This window comes from Lactobacillus corticis (genome assembly GCF_018327645.1).
GTDB classification, from domain to species: Bacteria; Bacillota; Bacilli; order Lactobacillales; family Lactobacillaceae; genus Lactobacillus; species Lactobacillus corticis.
In genome coordinates, this window is sequence record NZ_BMAY01000005.1 from 109790 (window position 1) to 131327 (window position 21538).

A 21538-nucleotide genomic window follows, 5' to 3' on the forward strand; every position below is an offset into this window, starting at 1 on the left:
AACTATCGTTGAAGCTCTTTTTTTACGCCATATTTAAAGTTCGTCTTTTGCTAAAGTATTACACTATTGTGAGTGAATAATCGTTTGTATTATGTTTATATTCACACTTTAAATCGAAAACGTTCATATTTTGTTAACAAATAATCCCAATAATCTGCAAACCTTAACCCTATTGTATTTATTAGCAGTAATTATAAAGGAGTGAGGCAATGAAAAAAAAGCATTTATATGAAGTTGATTTGGCCCGTTGTTTTTTTATGTTTGGTGTGGTCCTCAATCATGTTACTTCTACTTTTTCAAGTGCTCTGGGACAAACCAAAACCAAGAGTGGCAATGTACTTGTATCGAGTCATCTTATGCTGCATTTTCCGCGTTTTGGTTTCATGTTTATCACCGGTATGGTTTTGTTTTTAAGTTATTATGAGCGCCCCGAGAAACAAAATTGGCTGCACTTTTGGAAAGTTAGATATTTAGGATCTGGGATTCCATATTTGTTTTGGAATGGTTTTTACATGACATTTTGGCTAATTGCAAGTGGTTCTCTTAATTTTTCAAATTGGGTAAGCCATTATAGCGATGCAATTATTCATGGAAATTATTTTTATCTTTACTACGTCTTTATGATGTTCCAGCTCTATTTGGTTTTTCCTTTGCTCATTTACCTATTTGAAAAATGTAAAGGTCAACATCAATTAATCTTATTGTGTAGTTTTCTTTTGCAAATTATTTTTTTAGTTTGGGCAAAATATATCTATCCAAACCAAGATCATACAGGCTGGCCCTATCTCATTAAGTATTACGGTACAAATATTATTGCCTATCAATTTTATTTTGTGCTTGGTGCTTACACTTGGATCAATTATGAAAAAATCACCAGCTGGCTATTAACTAATAAAAAAACAACTTTTTCGATAACTTTCTTGCTTTGTCTAGGAACTCTCGGGTTGTACCAATTCAACGTTAATCAGTTGGGGCTAAAACAGCACTACGCTAATTTGATTCACCAGCCATATATGCTCTTTTATGCAATTGCAATAGTAGCTTCAATTTATACCATTTGTTTAATGTATGCCCAGTATCGCCAGAAACATAGTGATAATAAAAACCTATTTATCAAGTGGGTTGATCTTTCGGCCCAGATTTCATTTGGGGTTTACTTGGTCCATAGCATAATGATAGCTCTACTTACTAGAGTACTGGGATCATTAAAATTTATCTTTCACCCCTATGTTTTATTACTAGCTGTGCCACTTGGGTATCTGATCGTTTTAGCTGGTGCATGGATCATTGCTTATGCATTATATAAAATACCGCCATTTGGGGTATTGATCGGTCGACCAAATATACGTAGATCATTTATTAGAAAGGAAAAATAATATGACTAGATTAACTCAGGATCTTAAGAAAGAAATCGAGAAAAATAGTGACCGCCAGATTTTAAAAGATATTAGATTAAATAAGTGGTTTACTGGCAAAGATATTGAAGATGACGTTACTACCCTAGAAGAATTTTTTAAAGATATTAATCTATCATCTAATGATGTTGTCTTTATGTGCCTGAAAAATACTGCAGCATATATCCCCATTAATCAAGCTTTGTGGCGAACTGGAGCCGCAGCCCATCCAGTTTCTGGGACAACTCCTACACAAGAATTAGTTGCTGATAATAATGATAATGATTATCCATTAATTTTATTGACTAGTGAACAAGCAAAAGAATTCGCCTTAAAAACCAATCTTGCAAGTAAGCCATTACCTTTAAAAACATTACCAGAACTTGTGGTATTTTATAAAAACAATCTACCAAAAAGATCGAGCACAATTACTGAAGAAACAATTGGCTTAATACTAAACACATCTGGGACAACAGGTAAACCAAAACAAGTTGGGCTAACTCATAAAATGATGCGAAATGCTGCTCAATATAATATGGATAGTCATAAATTTACTTCAAACGACACAGTACTCTTGGTAATGCCAATGTTTCATATGAATGCGCAAATGATTCAAACAACCACAACTATCCTAGCCGGCGGAAGAATCGTGGTTGCACCTAAGTTCTCAGCCAGTCGGTATTGGGATTGGGTTAGCGAATCAGAAGCCACCTGGTCTTCAGTCGTCCCAACTATCGTAACTATCTTATTGAAAAACGAAAATGCTTTAAACTCTTTTAAACGTCATACTAATAATATTCATTTGCGGTTTATTCGTTGTGCTTCCGCTGTATTATCAGTTAGTCGTCATCGTCAATTCTTGGATACGTACCATATTCCTCTATTAGAAGGATATGGCATGACTGAGGCTTGTAGTCAATGTACCTTAAACCCCTTAGATGCGATCAAAGTTGGTTCTGCTGGTAAACCTTATCATACTGAAATGGCAATTTATACTGGAGATACTTACACAACTGAGGCCAATGTTAAGGGCGAAATTGTAATTCGTGGTGATCATGTTATTACCCATTATTTGCGAGGAAGTCAAAAAGACTTTTATGATAATTGGTTCCATACTGGTGACTTAGGGTATTTTGACAAAGATCATTATTTATGGATGGATGGCAGAATTAAACATGTTATAAATCACGGTGGAGAAAAAGTTAGCCCAGTTCTTGTCGAAACTACTATAGCTGAGCTTGATTTTATTAAGAATGTTGCAGTAGTACCTACTCCCGATGAAATTTATGGTGAGGCCGTTACCGCAGCGGTTATTTTAGATGATCCTAAAATGGATCAGCAAGAGGCTAAACAAAAAATCATAGATTACTGTAAAGGAAAGCTAGCGCTTTACCGTTGTCCAACAAAAGTTTTCTTTATTGATAAATTTCCACTCAACCCAACAGGGAAAATTTTGCGAGCAAAACTTTCAGATGAATTAACGAAGATGGAGGAAGCTTCACATGCATCAGAATAGTCATCAAAATCGCAAAATATTTATCTTTTTTCTATTAGTAGCTTGGATCTGCGTCGCTTTTTATGGTTTTAAACAAACGGATCTAGGCAACAGCAGTGAAAAATTAACGACCATAAAAATCGGTTACCTTTCTGGAGACGAAATTGAAATTTCAGCTGCACGAGGTGCATTAAAGAAAAAATTGCGGGCTAAAGGATATAACGTTGTATTTAAGAAGTTCACTTCTGGAGCAGCTGAAACTGAAGCTCTGGCCTCAGGGTCAATTGATTATGCTCGTACAGGTGATACACCTCCAGTTGCTGCAATTGCCGCTGGTTCAAAGATAACCTACATCGCAACTGGTGGCGTTAAGAGTAACGGTACAGGAATTCTGGTAAAAAAATCTTCAGGCATTACCAAAGTCAGTCAACTTAGAGGTAAGAAAATCGCTTATACCAAGTCTACTGCTTCCGAATATTTCGTACGGGCGCTATTAAAGAAATATGGACTATCCACCAGTGATGTTAAGCTTGTAAATTTGGAAACCAATGCTGCTTCTGTAGCCTACTCTAAAGGAAAGGTTGATGCTATTGTGGCATGGGATCCTACTACGGCACAATTACAGTTAAGTGGTTCTACTCTTTTGGCAGATGGTAATGATGTAAATTATAACAATCGAAGTTATATCCTCAGTTCCAGCACTTTTGCCAAGAATCATAAGTCTTTGAGTAAGTTATTAATTAAATATTTAAGTCAAGATATGAAATGGGCAAATAGCCACCATAGTACCCTTATTAAGTTACTTTCAGAAAAACTTGGTGTTAAAAAATCTGTAATTAAGACCACGATCAACCGCAGAAAATATGATTTTGAGCCAGTGACACAAACTGCAATAAAAGAATCGCAAGCGATTGCCGACACTTTCTATAAAGCTGGTGTTATTAAGAAAGATCCAAAGATAAAGAGTCATGTACAATATCTTAGTGTTAATTAGGAGGCCGTAAAAATGACAAAAAGTACCTTTAAAAAGAAATTTTTACCATGGCTTCTACCTATCGTCATAATTCTATTTTGGCAATTGGCAGTGCAACTAAAATGGATTCAATCAGAATTTCTCCCCGCTCCTACAGAAGTTGTTCAAACAGCAATTGTCGATTGGAAAAAAGGAATTCTTCAAAAAAATATTTCAATTTCCTTATTTAGAGCTACTTGTGGTTTTGTGATCGGCGGAGGAATGGGATTTATTTTAGGCCTCTTATCTGGTACTAGTAAACTATTCCGTAAAACCTTTGATTCAACGATCCAAATGCTCCGGACAATCCCCAATATGGCCTTAATCCCATTAGTAGTATTGATCTTAGGAATTGGCGAACCGGCGAAGATTTGTTTTGTAGCATTGGCATGTTTGTTTCCAATGTATATCAACACCTATCATGGGATTACCTCAATTGATCCTGATTTATTGGAAATGGGAAAATCATATCAATTAAATACGGTACAGATGTTTAAACAAATTATTTTCCCGGGCGCCTTGCCGACTATCTTAATGGGTGTACGATATGCTTTAGGAACAATGTGGACAGCTTTAATTGTTGCTGAGACAGTCTCAGCTGATTCAGGGATTGGTTATATGTCTACCAATGCGCAACAATATGTTGATGTAAAAACAATCTACTTATGTATCATTATCTATGCCTTTTTGGGTGAATTATCCAATTATATCGCCAAAAATCTAGAAACTATCTTCTTAGAATGGCGAAATAGCGCACGAAGTTTAACTGAAGAATAGATTGGAGGACCTTAATGGCGTTAATAGAGCTGGACGGTGTTTCTAAAAAATATGGCGACAAAACCGTCCTTAAAAATGTTTCTTTAAAGATCAGTGAGGGGGACTTTGTTGCTCTATGTGGTATGAGTGGTGGCGGAAAAAGTACCCTGTTGCGTTTGATATCTGGATTAGAAAAAGCCGATTCAGGAAGCATTAAACAAGAAAATAAAGAAATTTCAACTATTAATTCAGATGCACGGATGATGTTTCAAGATGACCGATTGCTTCCTTGGCAAACAGTAATTCAAAACCTACTATTTGGAGATAAGTCAGAAGAAAGGATTAAACTTGCAAAACGACTATTAGATCGGGTTGGTTTAATAGACTATCAGAATTCATTTCCAGCTTCCCTCTCCGGCGGTCAAAGACAACGAGTTGCTCTGGCTAGAGCTTTGATGAGTCAACCAAAAGTATTGCTTTTAGATGAACCTTTAGGAGCCTTAGATGCATTAACTCGGAGAAATATGCAGGACCTTATTATTAAAGTATGCTCTGAAACTAACATAACTACAATTTTAGTTACTCACGATGTTCAAGAAGCGGTAAGAATGGCTGATAAAATTTGGATCATTAAAAATCAAGGAATCGCTAAAGAATTAACTAACCCCGAGCGAAATAACCAAACAGCTGAGGCCCAATTGAAAAAGGACCAACTAGTCGAAACCGCATTATCATGCATTTTAGACAATAATTAAGCAAGCAAAAGAGCTTCAACAATAGTTGAAGCTCTTTTTTATTTTAGGACTGAGTAAGGATCAACATCTTTAAGGCGAGCTGGTAAATTGTTGCGCCCAAAATAAATCATTGCATGGTGGGTTTCCGTCCATTCATCCTTAGGCAATAGCTCTTGTAAACGTTGTTGAATTTGGTGAGGATTATAGTTTTGCGGAACAATTTTAAACCTTTTAGCAATTCTGCTAACATGGGTATCTACCGCTATAGCTGGGATGCCAAAGCCATCAGATAAAACCACGCTAGCCGTCTTCTCCCCTACGCCAGGCAACTTAACTAATTCGGCTTTAGTATGAGGAACTCGGCCGTGATAATCCTTTACGAGCATCTCCGCCATAGCCTTTAAGTGCTTAGCCTTTGAGTGATAAAGGCCAAGTTTATTAATATCGGCTTCAATTTCGCTTATTGGAGCTGAGGCCAGATCTTGTGGCCATGGGAAATCTTCAGTAAACTTAGGCATAATTCGGTTAACCATTTTATCTGTAGTTTGTGCGCTCATTAGGACGGCGCATACAAGATGAAAACGCGTATCCCACAGTAAGGAGCCTTCTGCATCTGGATACATATTAGCAATTCGTCGCAGGACGTCTCGGGCTTGGTCATCGCTTATCAATTTTGGATCATCCATTAGCGATTCCTCCGTAAAAATTGTTTAACTTCAGTAGTAGTTTTAAGATTGTGTCGCTGCCAGTTTAGTAGAATGCGATCAACATACTTTAAGCTGTAGGCTTGGGCTAAGACAGCCTCTCTCAGGGCTAATTCAATAATTTTTACATCATAGTGATCGACCGTTAACCAAGACTGAATCTCTTCTCGTTCAATTGGACTGAGATAGCGCCCAAATTCCATTTCAAATTCGCGCGTTAATTGCGTCAATGGATTATTATCTAAAATCTGTTCTGTTGGCTCAGCTTGCGAAGCTTTCGGTAGCTGGGACTTTAAAAACTCATCCAATTTTTGATAGAGTCCATCTAAACTGTACCTATTTCCTATTCTTCCCTGTTGGTCATTAATTTGTTCAATCGCAATTAAGTCTTTATCAATCATTTGTTGAATTAACTGCCCTACTTCGCCGGCCGTAAGGTTAGTATTGGCTGCCAGTTGTTCATTGCTAGGGAATTCTTCCCCCCTTTGGGAAAAGGCTTCTAATTCTATAATGACGACAAATTCGGCGTCGCTCAAACCTATTCTGCTGTAGTAAGCAATTAATCCATTTTGTAAAGTAGTAAAACCTAATTTTCGATAAGTGCTGTAGGTCATAATCTGCCTCATAGGTTAAAAAAAGTTGAACTGATCAGTTCAACTTTTTGATTATTTTCTATTTTTACGGTTCCAAACGATTCATCATTCTTGGGAATGGAATAGCTTCACGAACGTGATCTAACTTACAAATCCAAGCGATGACCCGTTCAAAGCCCATTCCAAAACCAGAGTGCGGCACTGAACCATAGCGACGCAAATCAAGATACCAGTCATAGTCAGACATAGTTAGACCAGCCTCTTCGATTTGTTGCTTAAGAATATCATAGTCGCTTTCACGTTCAGATCCACCCATGATTTCTCCATAGCCTTCAGGTGCGAGAACGTCTGCACATAAGTAGGTCTTAGGATTTTCAGGATTCTTCTTCATGTAGAAAGGTTTGATGCTGGTAGGATAGTTAACAATGAAGAATGGACGATCAAATTGTTCAGAGATAAAGGCTTCGTCAGGAGCGCCAAAGTCATCGCCCCACTTGAAGTCACGGCCATCTTCTTGCAGCATCTTAACTGCTTCACCGTAGTCTAATCTTACAAAGTTGCCCTCAGTAGTAGGACGAAGTTTTTCTGGATCGCGCCCCAAAAGCGATAATTCATATTGGTTTTTATCTAAAACTTGCTTGGTAATGTAAGCTAAAAACCGTTCTTGCAAATCAAGTGATTCATCTTGATGCATCCATGCCATTTCCGGTTCCATCATCCAGAATTCCGTAAGGTGTCTTCTCGTCTTGGATGGTTCAGCTCTAAAGGTAGGACCAAAAGTAAAAATCTTGCCAAAAGCTTCAGCACCTACTTCACCGTACAATTGACCTGATTGCGATAAGTATGCATCGTGATCAAAGTATTCGGTATGGAATAATTCAGTCGTTCCTTCTGGTGCAGAATGCATGAAAATAGGTGCATCAAACTTGACGAAGCCCTCTTTTTCAAAGAAGTCAACTGTTGCCTTAAAAAGCGTGTTCCTAATTTGCATGATTGCAAATGGACGCCGACTTCTCAACCAGAGGTGACGATGGTCAAGCAAGAAGTCAATCCCATGTTCCTTATTGCCAATAGGATATCCTTCGCGGTTTGAAATTACTTCTAAATTAGAAACTTGTAATTCAAAACCAAACTTGGAACGTTCATCTTTGTGGACAGTCCCAGTAACAATCATGCTTGCTTCTTGGTGCAAGGACTTAGCAGCTGCAAAAGCTTCTTCACTTACATCATTCTTGCGAACCACGCCTTGGAAAAAGGCGGTACCGTCTCTTAATTGTAAGAAAATAATCTTCCCACTTGAACGTTTATCTGTTAGCCAAACATGCATTTTGACTTCTTCATCAACATGCTTAGCACAATCTCTTATCGAAATGAATTCAGTCATTAATTTCTCCATCTACCTTTAGTCAGTATACTAGTCTAATAATACCAAAGTTGCTATAAATTTGCGACGTCAGAAATACGATTTCCGTCATTAAATGTGTAAATTGCATAGCCAAGCTTGTTCTGTGATGTATTATAGCTTACTTCCCAAACGGCTTGGCCTTTGTACCAGCCTAAATTAATGTCTCTGATGGTTGCACTTTTAGTTTGACTGGTAAATTTTTGGCGAATATTTTTTTCGCTCGTGCCCTTTGATGCTGGGTAAACATATGCCTTTTTAGAATGGGGCAAGTAAATGAAGTAAAAAGTTTTGCCACTTTTATTTGTCCCTTTTAGGCTGTAAGAACTAACTCCCCGATCTAAATGATAATACTTTTGGACATTGGTAATACCGCTTTTAGATTCTGCCACACTGGCTGCAGCAGCTTGATTGCCTCGCCTGTCTGCCCCAGCAAAATAGAAAATTACTGTGTAGGCAATCCATAATAAGAGCAAAATTGCAATCAACCATAAAATAAACTTTGTCCAGCGACGATTTCCATATCTACTCATATCTGTCTATTGTTCCTTTTAAATCTTTGACTTTGATTTTTTTGGCTTTAACTGGGATTACTTTCAAAAAATCACGACCATATTCTTTTTGCCAAATTCGATTATCCAAGATGACGAATTGCCCATGGTCTTCTTCTCCTCTAATTAGCCGTCCCATTCCTTGGCGAAATCTAAGGATCGCACGAGGCAAAGAATCATATTTGAAAATATTGTAACCCTGGCTCTGAAGTTGTTGCTGACGCAATCTAACTTCAGGTTGATCAGGAGATTCAAAAGGCAATTTAGTTGCAAATACTAAATCAATGCCACAGTCATGAAAGTCGATTCCTTCCCAAAAACTATCTGCCCCCAAGATAATGGCTTGGCTTGCAATCGCAAATCTCTTGGCGATCCGACTGTTGGAGCCTGAAATGCCTTGGGCCAGCAATTCATAATCAGCTAGGACCGGTTCATTAGCAATTTCCGAATATAATTCCTTGATTTTGGCAAGGTTTGTCATTAAAACCAGCACGTGTCCTTGATCGCTGATCGTTGATAATAAAACTTTGGCAAGTTCATGAGGATAATCTTCACTTTCGGGATTGGGCAAGTCACTAACTGTAATTACTGCTAAATGTTGCTCATAGTTAAAAGTGCTCTTGCCGATGTATTCCGTTGGCATGAGATGATTTAGACACAATTGTCTTTTTATATAATCAAAATTCCGATCACTAGTCATAGTAGCACTCACAAAGGCTAGATGGTCAAAACGATCATAAATTTTTGGTAAAACTTCACTTGCATCAACCATCAACCAATGCAAATTGCTGCTCAAGGGATCTTCGCTGTTGGTTACTTGGACCACAAAACCCTCATGTTCCAGTTTAGTTTTGTCAGCTATGAGATCACTCAGCTGGTAGCTTTGTTCAATATAAAAATCCAAATGGTCAATGACTTCGACTAGATCTTCGCTTAATCTGTCCTCTTTTTGGGCAAATAGCTGGTATGAAATTTCATTTGTTTCTTGGCGTACCTGCTCCATTTTTTGGCAAAAACTGGTCAATTGGCTAATAAACTCATTTTCTGCTGGGAACAAGGTGGCACCTTCAAAAACATACTTCTCCCCGCTGCTATCTACCTCGCGTGAAAGCGCATGGGGGCGCTTTTGGTACAGCCAACGCTGTAAGTGATTAATCTCATGAATTAAATCTCGACTATCTTGGTCCAAATGGTTCAGCAAGAATTCCATTTGCGGATTATCATTAAAGATTTGGGCATAATTGCTAAAGAACAATAGATTCCTCAGATGACTGATTTGACCCCATAAGGATTCAAACTGTAAAGCATCATTGCGAGAACTAATTACATTATCAGCAAACCGGTGCGCCTCATCAATTACCAAATAAGGATTTGGACCCCAAATTGAATCATTAAAATGATTTGCTAGGTAAGCATGATTGGTAACTAAAATATCAGCTTGTTCTTGATGTTGCCTTGCCAGATTCCAAAAATCGACTTCCGCAAAAGTTGAGCCAACTCGCGCATCCCCAGGATGAGTGATTTTGGCAAACAAAGGCGCCTGATAGTTGGTCAATTCCAGTTCATCCAGGTCCCCAGTAGTAGTTTCTGTTAACCAGACAATAATTTGCATTTGCAGGACCAAGGTTTGAATATTATGATTTCCTCCTTGGTAAAGCGTCTGCATGAAGCCATCTAGATCAATGTAATGATAACTAGATTTTACTGCCTCGAAAGTGAGATCTAAGCCGGTCACTTTCAATAATTGCGGAATTTCCCGCTGGATTAGTTGATCTTGCAGAACTTTGGTAGGCGCCGCAATTACTAGCTTACGTCCGGAATACAGATTGTAGGCATAACTAAACAAGTATGAGAAAGTTTTGCCTGTCCCATTGGGAGCTTCAATTAACATTGCTCTTTGATCAGGATCTTGGATAAATTTTTCCAAATGATCAATCAAATTGACTTGTTCCCGTCGATAATTTAGCTTGCCCTTGAATAAGCGCCGCTTTTCCTGGTCGCTTTCAGGAAAAGTTGCCTCATGATGCTCATTAGCAGGTAGAGCATTTGCTTGTTTACGCAACACTAAATTCCTTACCTGCATCCAATTTTTAGCCAAGGGACGCTTTTTTTGTCGCAATTCAGTCGCAATTGAGGTAATTACCCAAGAGGTATCGCGAATTAAGCCATGGGATAAAGCACTAAGGGTGTTTAAAGTTGCCTGAGGCAAACTGCTAAGCTTCTCGATTATTTTTAGCAATAATATTGCCGTCCCATAAGCATCTGAGTCAGCTTTATGCGGATCCTTATGTTTGATAGCTAATTTCTTAGTCAGATCTGACAGCTTGTATGACGGAAAAGTTGGAAAAGCAATTTTAGCCAATTCAACGGTATCAATTGCCTTACCACTAAATTCAGAAAAGCCATTCTGCACTAATTCGTGATTCAAAAAAGGCAAATCAAAATTAACGTTGTGAGCAACAAAAACTGTCCCTTCAAGAATTTCTATAATTTTGGGGGCATAAAACTTAAAATCTTTTGCCTTGGCGACATCCTCATCATGAATCCCTGTTAAGTTTTGAACCGGCTGAGGAATTGAACGATGGGGATTGATCATGTAGGAATAAGTTTTAACCACTTGTCCGTGCTTAATTAATGCACATCCAAATTGAATTATGTGATGATTATCTTCACGCTGCGTCCCGGTGGTTTCAAGGTCGACAACCGCAAAGGTCTGGTCTTGAAAAATTTGGGCCATAACATCCCCTCCTTCCCTAATCTACTTGGCAAATTTGGTGGTTGCTTAATAAAATTAAATACTTTGCCTTTACTTGTTTTTGACTAAAGCCATTAATTGCTTGCTCATAAAGCCGCAATTGTCCCTGATACTTTTGTTTGATGCGCTTAACAGTAGCATCTGGATTTTGTTTGGGGATATAGTCGGTTTTATAGTCAAACAATAGAATACCATTATCTTCTACAAAATAACCATCAATTGTTCCATGAACCAGTATTTTGGCTGCCGGATCGCTAAAGTCATCATAAAGTTGCTTTGCCGGGATGAGACTAGAAAAGTCGGTCTCACGATATAAATTGGCTGGCTTGTCCCGGAATGGTCTGGCAAAATCACTTCTTACAAACCAAACAATTTCATCTAAAGGCAGTTGTTGAGCTAGCTGGGGGTTTAACTTATGATGCTTTACCAAATCCCTCACCTCATTTTCAACTTGCGTCAGAACTTCCGTCCGCGTCGGTTCGCCAGAACCATTTAGCTGGGAATAATCGAAATATTGCAGCACTAAGTGGACGGCTGTCCCGATCTCAGGGGCAGAAAATTTGCTCTGATATAAGAAAGTTGGCTTAGTGTCAATTGGCTGCAAGTAGCGATTGGCAGATTTAATCATTTTGGCATTTTCCAGATCCTTTTCGAGGGGATCGTTAAAAGCATTTTTTATTTCAGAAACTGATTGATAAGCTGCCTTTTGACTCGCGTCTGTAAAAGGATATTTAAATTCAAAAAGTTTTTTGGCTGTATCTTCTAACAAGGAGAACTTTTGCAGATCAGGTTCCTGCTCTGCAGTTGCAGCTTCTTGGCCCAAGAGCTCTTCATCGGAAACTTTAATATAAAGCAAGTCTTGATCTTGTTCTAAAGCGCGGTCAATTTCGGTTAACTTGTTTGGCAATTGTTGATTCAGCTTTAAGCTTGGTCCAATAAAGTCCAAAGGACTAGTGGAACTTAGTTTATCGGCCAAGGATAGCCCATATTTAGCTTGCCAGGACCAAGTTGTCAGCTTTTTATCCAAGTTGGCAATATCGGCAACGATTATCAATTTTTGCCGAGCGCGGGTTAAGGCAACATATAAAATTCTTGCTTCTTCTTCAAGGAGTTGACGCTCCTTTTCTTGATTGGCAACACTTTTGGCTAAAGAATCAATTCTAACGTTTGACTGCTTTACGGTAATTCCCAAACCAGCTTGAGTAATCACATAATCGCTATTCAAATCCCGTTTTTGGTAATGGCGAGCCGCTCCAAGATAGAAAACAATTGGAAATTCGAGTCCTTTAGATCCATGGATAGTCATCAACCGGACGGCTTCACCTGCTTCTTGGGAAAGCAAAGGCTGGGCTAAATCTTTGTTGTTTTTTCGCATGCGATTGATGAAATCAATGAATTGATATAGTCCCTTAAAGCCGGCACTTTCATAACTGGCAGCCCGTTCATACAAAGCTTCTAAGTTCACTCTTCGCTGTTTGCCGTTAGGCAAAGAAGTCATGATTTCTAGAAGATTGGTTCGTTCGTAAATACTCCAAATCAACTCTGAAATACGGTGTTTGGCAGCATAGTCACGTAATTGCGCTAATTGATTTAAAAAGTGTTTAACTTTTTCGGCTAAATCATCTTTCACCGCCACATACGACGTTAAGGCCCCGTAAAAACTGGCACCACGGTTATGAATACGAATTTTGGCCAACTCTGGTTCATTAAATTTAAATATTGGCGAACGCAAGACGCTTACCAGCGGGATGTCCTGATCGGGGTTGTCGATGATTTTCAAATAGTTCATCATCACAGTTAACTCTAGCGTCTGGAAATAATTCTCAGCGTCGGTAATAAACAAAGGAATATTAGCCTGACTAAAAGCCTGCATGATGCTTAGATTATCGCTGCGGCTTCTGGTTAATAAAACAATATCACTATATTTTAACGGGCGCAGTTCTTTGGTTTTAGGATCGAAAACCTGAAAGCCTTCTGCTTTCAAACGTTGAATACGGGCGATTACCATCGGGATTTCGCCTTGGATAAGGAAATCCCCGGTTGCATCATCATTAGTTGTCGTAGCTTTTTGATGATAAATAAATTCACTAGCAGCCGGCAAATCCTCAGGATAATATTTGGCCCCAAAAACCAACTGCCCTTCTTTTTGATAATCGATCCCGCCAAAATCGGTTGTTAATAAGCCTTTAAAAACTCTATTAACCGTTGCAGTAACAGGCTTAGCTGACCGAAAGTTGTCAGCTAATAAAATTCGCTCTTGCTTATCGCCCTGACTAAAGTCATGGTACTTATGCAAAAAAAGGCTTGGCTCAGCCTGACGAAAGCCATAAATAGATTGCTTAACATCCCCGACCATGAAAAGATTATTCTGCCCGTCTTTTTTTAGCAGCTGCAACAAGCGTTCCTGCAAAGGGTTAATATCCTGGTATTCGTCTACCAAAATTTCCTTGAATTTATTTTGATAAAAACTTCTCGCTAGCTGAGAATTAGACGTATCTTGACTCAAAATTTGATAAGCCAGCTGCTCCATATCGCTGAAATCAATAAAGTTCTCTTGGCGCTTTAGCTGGTTAAAACGATTTATCAGCTCTTGCTCAACCTGGCTAATTGTTTGGACTAAACTTTTAGCTTGCTTTAAAACCGCTATTTGTTGCTGCTCATTGGTAACGTAATAAGTTACAAAATTGTCCTTAATAGCCTCTCGGCTTTCTTCTTTGACTGCTTGTACCTGTTGATAGAATTCAAGTAAAAGCTCATCCCATTTTGGACTTTTGCGGAAATTACCATAAGCTATGGCTTTCAGCTTTGCTCGTTGTTCGTCATAAGGCAGATCATTTTCTAGAGCCTCTAAAAAGTCACCTATCCCCCGACAAAACTGTTCTACTCCACTTTTAACTTTAGCAAAATCACTACTCTCCATCCCTGGATCAGCTAACAGTTGCTGATTTTTAGCCAAAACCGCTTTAAGGTTTTGTAACACCTGGGGTTTAACTTGTTTTTGCCAAATTGGTGCTTTAGTTAAGTCAGCTGCCGTTTGATAGGCTGCATCTAAATTCTTTAACCAAGCTGCGTAGTCAGGCTTGGCCATGGCATAATCGTATAAATCTAACAGCAGCTGCCGGGGAGTATCAGCTTCTCGATCGCCAGCAAAATTTTGATAAAAATCTTCAAAGGCTTGGTCTTTTTGGCTTAAATGCTTTTCTTCAATTTCTCTTAGAGCCCGTTCTTTCAGCAAACTAACCTGGGTTTCATCAGTTAACACCGTAAAACTGGGATCAAGGTCAACCGCGTAATAAAAACGGTGAATGACATCTAAGCAAAAAGAGTCAATCGTTGAAATATTAGCAGTATCGATTGAATTTAACTGACTGCGCAGATAAGCAGTATTATGGCTTTCACTGATTTTTTGCGTTAAAGCCGTCTTAATCCGCTGCTTCATCTCAGCGGCTGCTGCCTTGGTGAAGGTTACTACGAGTAATTGCTCAACGCTCGTCCCTGATAAAATTTCCTGTAGTACTCTTTCAACCAAAACAGTGGTCTTCCCACTACCAGCCGAAGCCGAAACCAGGATATCCTGGTTTCGGTCATAAATGGCTTGTTTTTGATCAGCAGTAAAAGGCATTAGTCAAGTTCCTTTCTTTCCAAACGTTCACGAATCGCCGGCATCAGCTGCTGCTTCTTTAGGCGCTTAATTTCATGATAGTTATTCTGATTCATCATGGCATCAAAGAAGTAAATATCTTTAAAGTCTGAATACATTAACCCGGTTAAGTTTTTCCCATAACGATACGGATTTAACTCGATTTCACCAGTCATGATTGAGATAGCCGCATGCTTAATCAAGTATTCGTCAAATTCAAGCAGCTGCTTAAATTCATCATCATTAAAGTTATTTTCAGCTGGCAAGGTAAAGCTGCCGTTGGCTTTGGCTCTCACGCTATGATAAATTTCTGAGCTCTTGCCTGCATTGGCTAACAGCTTTTCCGCCGAGCGGATGCGATCTGGATCGTTGGTGATAATTCCGGTGTACTTCAACTGCGAAACGGTATCAAGCTTATCCTTTTGCACTTCAAGGTGATTATCGTATGCTCGATTTAAACGTTCTACGTGCTGCGTAACCGTTTGATAAAAGGCACCAAATAATTCCAGCTTTTTTTCGTCAGCAAAGAAATTCGCATTTTTTGCCAAAATATCCAAATAAGAAATCATTTGCAGGGAGATGCCTTGATAAAACAGACTGAGATCAAATTTTTTGGCAGAAGATTTATAATCAATAATTTCGCCAAGAACGGTGCCTTGATCGTCTTTTTGAGCAAGGTCAACGCGGTCGATTTTTCCGCGCAATGATAGAGACTTGCCATCTGGTAAAGCAAATTCGAGCCCTTTAACAGCTTCACCGCTGCCAAAACTCAATTCCGAATATTTGCTTCTAAATGGTGATTTTTCAAGATTTTTACGCCAGTGGGCAGCTACTTTTTTAGTAGTTTTGTCTAGGCAAGCAAACAAGAAGGCATTAAAGGAATCGTTAAGCAGCTGTTGATATTGCCCTTCTTCCTTCATTTTAGCCTGAATTTTTTGCAGAATTTCAGCTAATTCTGCCTGGCTAATCTTGCTTTGGTCGATGTGATGCTCGTTTAAATAACTAACCAAACGATCAAAAGTTTCATGGTAGTAATTTCCTGCCTGGATGACGTCTAATTCATTGGTTGCTCTTTTTCTTAACTTCAAGCCATATATTAAGAAATATTCAAAAGAATTTTGGTAATAGGTTTCGAGCTGGGAAACCGAAACATTTAAATGGTCGCCATACAGTTGCTGAGCCAATTCGGCCCCCAATTTTTGGGGATTATTGTCAAAATTAGGCGCATCGATAACTGACTTAACCTCTTGTGGTCGCTTTTGCTTAAGCTTCTCAATGATCGGACGGAGCTGCTGACGAGCAACTGCATCTTGACTATTCAAATATGACAAATAGCCAAGGGATGCCTTGGAGTTGGTTAAAAAGCCTAAAATATCCTGCAAATTATTAGGCAAATCATGCTGCGCAAATTCGCTGGCTCCTAAGTCTGCCAGCCTTTGATAATAGATTGACGGCTCTAAGCTTTCATTATTGGCATTGAGGACGGGATAAGTCACATAAACGCGATCGCTAGCCAAGGCTAGCGCTAAACCAAATTGATAGTCTTGATCTAAATTGTTGAGTTGTTGGTTGTCCTCAAGATAATGTTCATCATCAAACTGATTTGCCATTAGGGCCAAATTTTCGCTGCTCAAAAAGCCTGGAGTTTTATCAATTGTTGGCAAATTGTTGGCGGTAGCGCCAATGATAAAGACCTGTTTATAGCCGCTAGTTTGGACCATCCCGATTTCAGAAACGTTTACTGCATCTAAAGTTGACGGAATTTGTGAGAAGTTGCCCTCTTTAAAACCGCTTATTAATAAATCAAAAAATTCCGTCAAATTGAATTCATCAGGATTGATCAGTAAATAATCTTGCAGCAACTTAATTAATAGATTCCAAACCTGTTCCGGCTGCTGGGCTAGCTGCAAATCTCCGGCCTCGCTACTGGTATTGCGCCATTCATCTAATTGCTGGTTTACGCCATTTTTGACCAAAAAGTTAAAAAAGACGGTCAGACCTTGATGGCTGTCAGTCAGGTCTTTCAATTGTTTAAATAAGCTATCAATTTCAGCGACAAAAAACTCTCGCAGCTTATCCAACCTGGCGACCGTTTCAGCCTGCTTGTCTAGCTTGATGGTCTCTGCTTTAACAAAATTTGCCAGTTCCTTGCGCCACAAAGCGTTATTGATCCCATGAGCCAAAACAAAGTTTTCAAGTTCATCGACATCATGCAGAAAAGCGCCAACATCATGATACCAGTCCGGAATAATCAGCTGGGTTTTCATAATTGCCAGCATGGCGGAAGTATTTAAGGGCCGTTCAATCATGCTGGCTAAGTTCTCAATCAGAATGACCAAGGGATGGTATTTCATTTCTTGTTGCAGATCATCAAAATACGGTATTCCGTTTTGTTTAAGGATCGGCCCAATGTAAGTCTCGTATTCATGCAAATTTGGTGCCAAAATTAAAAACTCGCGGTACCGGTATTTGTTCAAAGCTGTTTGCTGATAAATCGTACGAGCTACAAAATACGCCTCAGCATACCTGGAGTCAGCCTTCACCAGCTGGACATTATCTGCCTGGTCATTGCTGCTGGCCCCAATCCACAGATTATTTAGTCTTTCAGCCGAATTTAGGCGCGGATTTAAGGGTAAGGCTTGCAAGCGATATTCAAGCTTTTGCTGGTCTAAAAAGCGGATTAATTTAGAAATCGTTTGCTGGATGACATAATCATAGTCCCCCGGTTCTGCTTTGGGAGAATATTCTCCTAAGCGCGTTTTAAAGGCTAATTTTACTTTCCCCGCCTTCTTAAAAAGCAATTTGATGGTTAAATTTTCTTGGGGCGAGAAGCGTGAAAAATCACTAAAGAAGAAATCGCATTGAGATAAGTGCTGGTTTTCAGCCAATTCCTCATTTAACCGTTTTTCTATCTCGTTTTTGGTAGAAAAACGACCGGCAATTTCACTAATGAAGGCATCATAGATAATTTCCAGATCATGCAGTTTGCTTTTGGTTTCTTCATTTAGCGAAGCTTCATGAAAAATACTCAAATCTAAGTCGCCGCTATAAACCTGGAGAATGGTTTGATAGAGCTGTCTTACCATCCCCGAAGTAATTTTGCTGGTTCGAAAGAGTTGCAGTTCATCTTGATGTTCTTTAACGATCTTGCTCAGCAGCATCCCTACGGCCGCATCATCCAGCGTCTGGGTCATCCCATCGGCTTGATCTTTCAGGAAAAACCAAGCTAGACGAGAGAAAGAGAGAATGTGCAAGTTTTTGACTGAAGCAGTATGAGCTCCCGTAATCGTTGCAAGTTTATTGATAGCGCGCACTTCTGTGGTAAACTTGATATGGTTCGGGATGATAATAAAGGTTTCACGTTCTGGTTTAGCCTGATAATTTTTGATGGCCTCATCCAGAATTTTTTCTTGTAAAGGATCAGTTTGCCGACCTGTTAATATTTCAATCAATTATTTCAACCTCCACTCGGTGAATTGCAAATCCTACTAAATATAATATTTTTCAAGGTGATTGTATGCAAGCAGCTTTTAAAGCGCATGGAAAAGTAATAATTATCGGTGAACACTCAGTAGTTTATGGGTATGACGCAATCGCAATTCCGGTTAAAAATTTAGCGATTACAACCCAAGTAAGTCCAGCTAAAGACGAACACTGGATGGATACGGCTCGCTATCATGGGCCATTCTTCGCCGCTCCCAGCAACTATGATGGGCTAAAATATGTTGTTCGCACGCTTTTGGACAAGGTTAATTATACCGGAAAAATTCACTTAACCTACACTGGCGAAATCCCCATGGAAAGAGGATTCGGCTCTAGTGCTACGGTTGCCTTGGGAACAACCAAGGCCTTAAGCGAGTTTTTAAAACTGGACTTAACCCAGGCAGAAATTATGGCAATTACTAATCATGCCGAAATGATTAACCATGGAAAGGCTTCTGGCCTGGATGCTGCCACCGTTAATTCAGATTATCCCGTCTTTTTCAACAAACAAGATGGACCAAAACCCTTGCCTGCCAGATTAGGAGCCCCTTTGCTAATAATGGATACCGGAATTCTGGGAAATACCAAGGAGGCCGTCGGGTTGGTAAAAAATGAGTTAGCAAAAGATGCAGCTAATTCGCAAAAATTAGCTCGCCTTGGAGAATTAGCCGACCTTACCAAAAAGGCTTGGCTAGCCCATGACCCACAACTTGCTGGTAAAATATTTACCGAAGCGCAGGCAATTCTGCGAGCCTTTAAGTTATCAATCCCCCAAATTGATCAATTAGAGCAAATTGCTTTGAAGGCTGGTGCTTATGGCTTTAAACTTTCAGGCGGCGGCTTAGGCGGCATTGTGATTTGTCTTTGCCAAAGCCACCAGCAAGCCGAGCAAATTGCTAGCGATAGTCAACATTTAATTAGTAATTATTGGATTGAGGATATTTAATGAAAAAAATAGCGAGAGCCCATACTAATATCGCCTTGATTAAATACTGGGGTAAACAAAACGCTGCTCTGCGGATACCGTTAATGTCAAGTTTATCAATGACGCTAGATGCTTTTTACACCGATACCTATCTAGAGCCCAGTCAACAAGAGCAATTTTATTTAAATGGAAAGTTAATAGAGGGCCCCGAGGCACAACGCGTCTTTAACTATCTTCACCTGCTCCAAAGAAGATATGGAAAAAGCGGCAATTTAAGCGTGCATTCGCAAAATCATGTCCCGACAGCAGCCGGTTTAGCCTCTTCCAGTTCGGCTTTTGCGGCTTTAGCAGCAGCATTTGCTGAATATTATCAGCTGGCAGTTAATGAAACAGAGCTATCGCGCATGGCCCGTTTAGGTTCTGGCTCAGCTAGTCGTTCGGTGTTTGGCGGTTTTGCGGTCTGGCAAAAAGGCACTGATGATCAGTCATCTTTTGCTTATTCATTAGACTCCAATCCTGATCTCGACTTGCAGTTGCTAGCAGTAGAAATAAATACTGGGGCTAAAAAACGTTCATCTACCAAAGGGATGCAGGCCGCTCAAACGTCCCCATTTTTTGCACCATGGATTAAACGCAATAGCCTGGAGCTATCGCAAATGATCAATGCGATTAAAAATCACGACTTTACCAGGATTGGCCAGCTGGCGGAACTTAATGCCAGTGAAATGCATGCAGTTAATTTAACCGCTCAACCAGGCTTTACCTATTTTGAGCCAACTACGATTGGCGTCATCCAATTAGTACATGAAATGCGTCAAAATGGGATCGAAGTATATTACACGATTGATGCTGGACCAAATGTCAAGCTCCTTTGCCAGTTAAAAAATGTAAAAATTGTCAAGGAAAAGCTTGTTTCAGCTTTTGACCATGTTAAGATAATAAATGCAAGTTTTGGTCCGGGTATCCAATACCTGGACAATTATGAGCTAGATTAGAGGAAAAAGTTCTTTGATTACTGAAAAAGCTCCTGGGAAGCTATATATTGCCGGCGAATATGCCGTGCTCGAACAGGACTGCCCTGCAGTTTTGGTTGCAGTCAATCAATTTGTTCGTGTGTCAATTTCAAATAGTAAAAATGGTCGTGGCTTAATCCACTCTAAACAATACTCGCAAGATTCCATCCATTGGGTGCGTAAAGGCGATAAAATGGTGATTGATAATCGTGACAATCCCTTTGAATATATCCTTTCCGCAATCGCTTATACGGAACGCTACTGCTTAGAACAAGGAATTAAACTGCGGGTGTACGATCTGCATGTTAATTCTGACTTGGATTCGGCAGATGGCAAAAAATTTGGTTTAGGATCGAGTGCTGCGGTTACTGTAGCCACGGTCAAAGCAATTTTGCGTTTTTACCAAATGCCCACTAGTAATGAACTAATTTACAAACTTTCGGCAATTTCTCACTATTCAGTCCAAGGAAATGGATCAGCTGGTGATATTGCAGCCAGTGTCTATGGGGGTTGGATCGCCTACCAGACCTTTGATAAGGCTTGGCTTAAGCAAGAGCTAGCTCATAAGACTTTAGCTGGCGTTGTGCAAGAAGCTTGGCCAGGTCTCAAGATTCAGTTGCTGAATCCACCTAAGGCCTTGCGTTTATTGATTGGCTGGAGTCAACAACCGGCTTCGACTTCGCAATTAGTAGATGAAACCAATGCCAATAAGGAGCAATTGGAAGCTGAATACCAAAAATTCCTAAAGCGTTCTCGCCGGTGCGTAATTAAGATGATTCAAGGCTTTGAAGCACAGAACATCAAGTTGATTCAAGAACAAATCCGAATTAATCGCCGACTTTTAAGTCATTTTGCCAAGATCAACCATATTGCGATTGAAATTCCGCGCTTAACTAAATTAATTGATATCGCAGAAAGACACCATGGTGCTGCTAAAACATCTGGCGCTGGAAACGGAGATTGCGGGATCGTGATTGCCGATGAGACTACTGATGTAGCAGCTTTGGAAACAGAATGGCGTAACAATGGAATTTTGCCTCTGGATTTTCATGTTCACTCATTAATTTCGGAGAAATAAATT

General features: G+C 39.5%; 15 protein-coding genes. 8 read left to right on the forward strand and 7 right to left on the reverse strand.

Annotated features, from left to right (window positions below):
- Nucleotides 1-209: 209 nt before the first annotated feature.
- Genes KI210_RS04545 through KI210_RS04565 form a run of 5 tightly spaced genes read left to right on the forward strand, consistent with a single transcriptional unit; the run spans nucleotide 210 to nucleotide 5412 of the window.
- Nucleotides 210-1376 (forward strand): acyltransferase, encoded by a 1167-nt coding sequence (locus tag KI210_RS04545; RefSeq protein WP_212780714.1) that lies wholly within the window; start codon nucleotides 210-212, stop codon nucleotides 1374-1376.
- A 1-nt stretch (nucleotide 1377) separates the two neighbouring features.
- Nucleotides 1378-2910: an AMP-binding protein gene (locus KI210_RS04550; RefSeq protein WP_212780715.1), complete on the forward strand. Its 1533-nt coding sequence runs from the start codon at nucleotides 1378-1380 to the stop codon at nucleotides 2908-2910.
- Nucleotides 2897-3883, forward strand: a complete 987-nt coding sequence (locus KI210_RS04555; RefSeq protein WP_212780716.1) for an aliphatic sulfonate ABC transporter substrate-binding protein — start codon at nucleotides 2897-2899, stop codon at nucleotides 3881-3883. The genes KI210_RS04550 and KI210_RS04555 overlap by 14 nt, the downstream gene beginning before the upstream one ends.
- A 12-nt stretch (nucleotides 3884-3895) precedes the next feature.
- Nucleotides 3896-4678, forward strand: coding sequence for an ABC transporter permease subunit (locus tag KI210_RS04560; protein WP_212780717.1), 783 nt, complete (start codon nucleotides 3896-3898; stop codon nucleotides 4676-4678).
- 14 nt (nucleotides 4679-4692) lie between these two features.
- Nucleotides 4693-5412 (forward strand): ABC transporter ATP-binding protein, encoded by a 720-nt coding sequence (locus KI210_RS04565; protein ID WP_212780718.1) that lies wholly within the window; start codon nucleotides 4693-4695, stop codon nucleotides 5410-5412.
- 38 nt (nucleotides 5413-5450) lie between these two features.
- Here the strand turns inward: KI210_RS04565 and KI210_RS04570 are convergent, their stop codons facing one another.
- From KI210_RS04570 to KI210_RS04600, 7 genes are all read right to left on the reverse strand, one after another.
- The gene (locus KI210_RS04570) at nucleotides 5451-6077 is read right to left on the reverse strand and encodes an endonuclease III domain-containing protein (protein ID WP_212780719.1); all 627 of its coding nucleotides are present in this window, start codon (nucleotides 6075-6077) and stop codon (nucleotides 5451-5453) included.
- The gene (locus KI210_RS04575) at nucleotides 6077-6709 is read right to left on the reverse strand and encodes a DnaD domain protein (protein ID WP_212780720.1); all 633 of its coding nucleotides are present in this window, start codon (nucleotides 6707-6709) and stop codon (nucleotides 6077-6079) included. Before KI210_RS04575 ends, KI210_RS04570 begins: the two co-directional genes overlap by 1 nt.
- Nucleotides 6710-6773: 64 nt before the next feature.
- A complete protein-coding gene (asnS, locus tag KI210_RS04580) occupies nucleotides 6774-8072 on the reverse strand; it encodes an asparagine--tRNA ligase (RefSeq protein WP_212780721.1) in 1299 nt (432 codons plus the stop codon).
- A gap of 53 nt (nucleotides 8073-8125) precedes the next feature.
- Nucleotides 8126-8623, reverse strand: coding sequence for a hypothetical protein (locus KI210_RS04585; protein WP_212780722.1), 498 nt, complete (start codon nucleotides 8621-8623; stop codon nucleotides 8126-8128).
- The gene (locus KI210_RS04590) at nucleotides 8616-11378 is read right to left on the reverse strand and encodes a helicase C-terminal domain-containing protein (RefSeq protein WP_212780723.1); all 2763 of its coding nucleotides are present in this window, start codon (nucleotides 11376-11378) and stop codon (nucleotides 8616-8618) included. The genes KI210_RS04585 and KI210_RS04590 overlap by 8 nt, the downstream gene beginning before the upstream one ends.
- Before the next feature lie 16 nt (nucleotides 11379-11394).
- Nucleotides 11395-15018, reverse strand: a complete 3624-nt coding sequence (gene addA, locus KI210_RS04595) for a helicase-exonuclease AddAB subunit AddA (RefSeq protein ID WP_212780724.1) — start codon at nucleotides 15016-15018, stop codon at nucleotides 11395-11397.
- The gene (locus KI210_RS04600) at nucleotides 15018-18488 is read right to left on the reverse strand and encodes a PD-(D/E)XK nuclease family protein (protein WP_212780725.1); all 3471 of its coding nucleotides are present in this window, start codon (nucleotides 18486-18488) and stop codon (nucleotides 15018-15020) included. The genes addA and KI210_RS04600 overlap by 1 nt, the downstream gene beginning before the upstream one ends.
- A gap of 65 nt (nucleotides 18489-18553) precedes the next feature.
- On the opposite strand from KI210_RS04600, the gene mvk reads away from it, so the two are divergent.
- From mvk to KI210_RS04615, 3 genes are read left to right on the forward strand one after another with little or no spacing between them, the layout of a single operon-like run.
- Nucleotides 18554-19465, forward strand: a complete 912-nt coding sequence (gene mvk / locus KI210_RS04605) for a mevalonate kinase (protein ID WP_212780726.1) — start codon at nucleotides 18554-18556, stop codon at nucleotides 19463-19465.
- Nucleotides 19465-20439, forward strand: a complete 975-nt coding sequence (gene mvaD / locus KI210_RS04610; RefSeq protein ID WP_212780727.1) for a diphosphomevalonate decarboxylase — start codon at nucleotides 19465-19467, stop codon at nucleotides 20437-20439. The genes mvk and mvaD overlap by 1 nt, the downstream gene beginning before the upstream one ends.
- A gap of 13 nt (nucleotides 20440-20452) precedes the next feature.
- Complete coding sequence (locus KI210_RS04615; protein ID WP_212780728.1) at nucleotides 20453-21535, forward strand: phosphomevalonate kinase; 1083 nt, start codon at nucleotides 20453-20455, stop codon at nucleotides 21533-21535.
- The last annotated feature ends 3 nt before the right edge of the window (nucleotides 21536-21538 follow it).

Bases quoted from the DNA above. Each gene is read 5' to 3' on its own strand.
- KI210_RS04575 (WP_212780720.1), bottom strand. From the start codon at position 6,709: ATGACCTACAGCACTTATCGAAAATTAGGTTTTACTACTTTACAAAAT.
- asnS (WP_212780721.1), bottom strand. From the start codon at position 8,072: ATGACTGAATTCATTTCGATAAGAGATTGTGCTAAGCATGTTGATGAA.
- mvk (WP_212780726.1), top strand. From the start codon at position 18,554: ATGCAAGCAGCTTTTAAAGCGCATGGAAAAGTAATAATTATCGGTGAA.
- KI210_RS04590 (WP_212780723.1), bottom strand. From the start codon at position 11,378: ATGGCCCAAATTTTTCAAGACCAGACCTTTGCGGTTGTCGACCTTGAA.
- KI210_RS04545 (WP_212780714.1), top strand. From the start codon at position 210: ATGAAAAAAAAGCATTTATATGAAGTTGATTTGGCCCGTTGTTTTTTT.
- KI210_RS04565 (WP_212780718.1), top strand. From the start codon at position 4,693: ATGGCGTTAATAGAGCTGGACGGTGTTTCTAAAAAATATGGCGACAAA.
- KI210_RS04560 (WP_212780717.1), top strand. From the start codon at position 3,896: ATGACAAAAAGTACCTTTAAAAAGAAATTTTTACCATGGCTTCTACCT.
- mvaD (WP_212780727.1), top strand. From the start codon at position 19,465: ATGAAAAAAATAGCGAGAGCCCATACTAATATCGCCTTGATTAAATAC.
- KI210_RS04550 (WP_212780715.1), top strand. From the start codon at position 1,378: ATGACTAGATTAACTCAGGATCTTAAGAAAGAAATCGAGAAAAATAGT.
- KI210_RS04555 (WP_212780716.1), top strand. From the start codon at position 2,897: ATGCATCAGAATAGTCATCAAAATCGCAAAATATTTATCTTTTTTCTA.
- KI210_RS04585 (WP_212780722.1), bottom strand. From the start codon at position 8,623: ATGAGTAGATATGGAAATCGTCGCTGGACAAAGTTTATTTTATGGTTG.
- addA (WP_212780724.1), bottom strand. From the start codon at position 15,018: ATGCCTTTTACTGCTGATCAAAAACAAGCCATTTATGACCGAAACCAG.
- KI210_RS04570 (WP_212780719.1), bottom strand. From the start codon at position 6,077: ATGGATGATCCAAAATTGATAAGCGATGACCAAGCCCGAGACGTCCTG.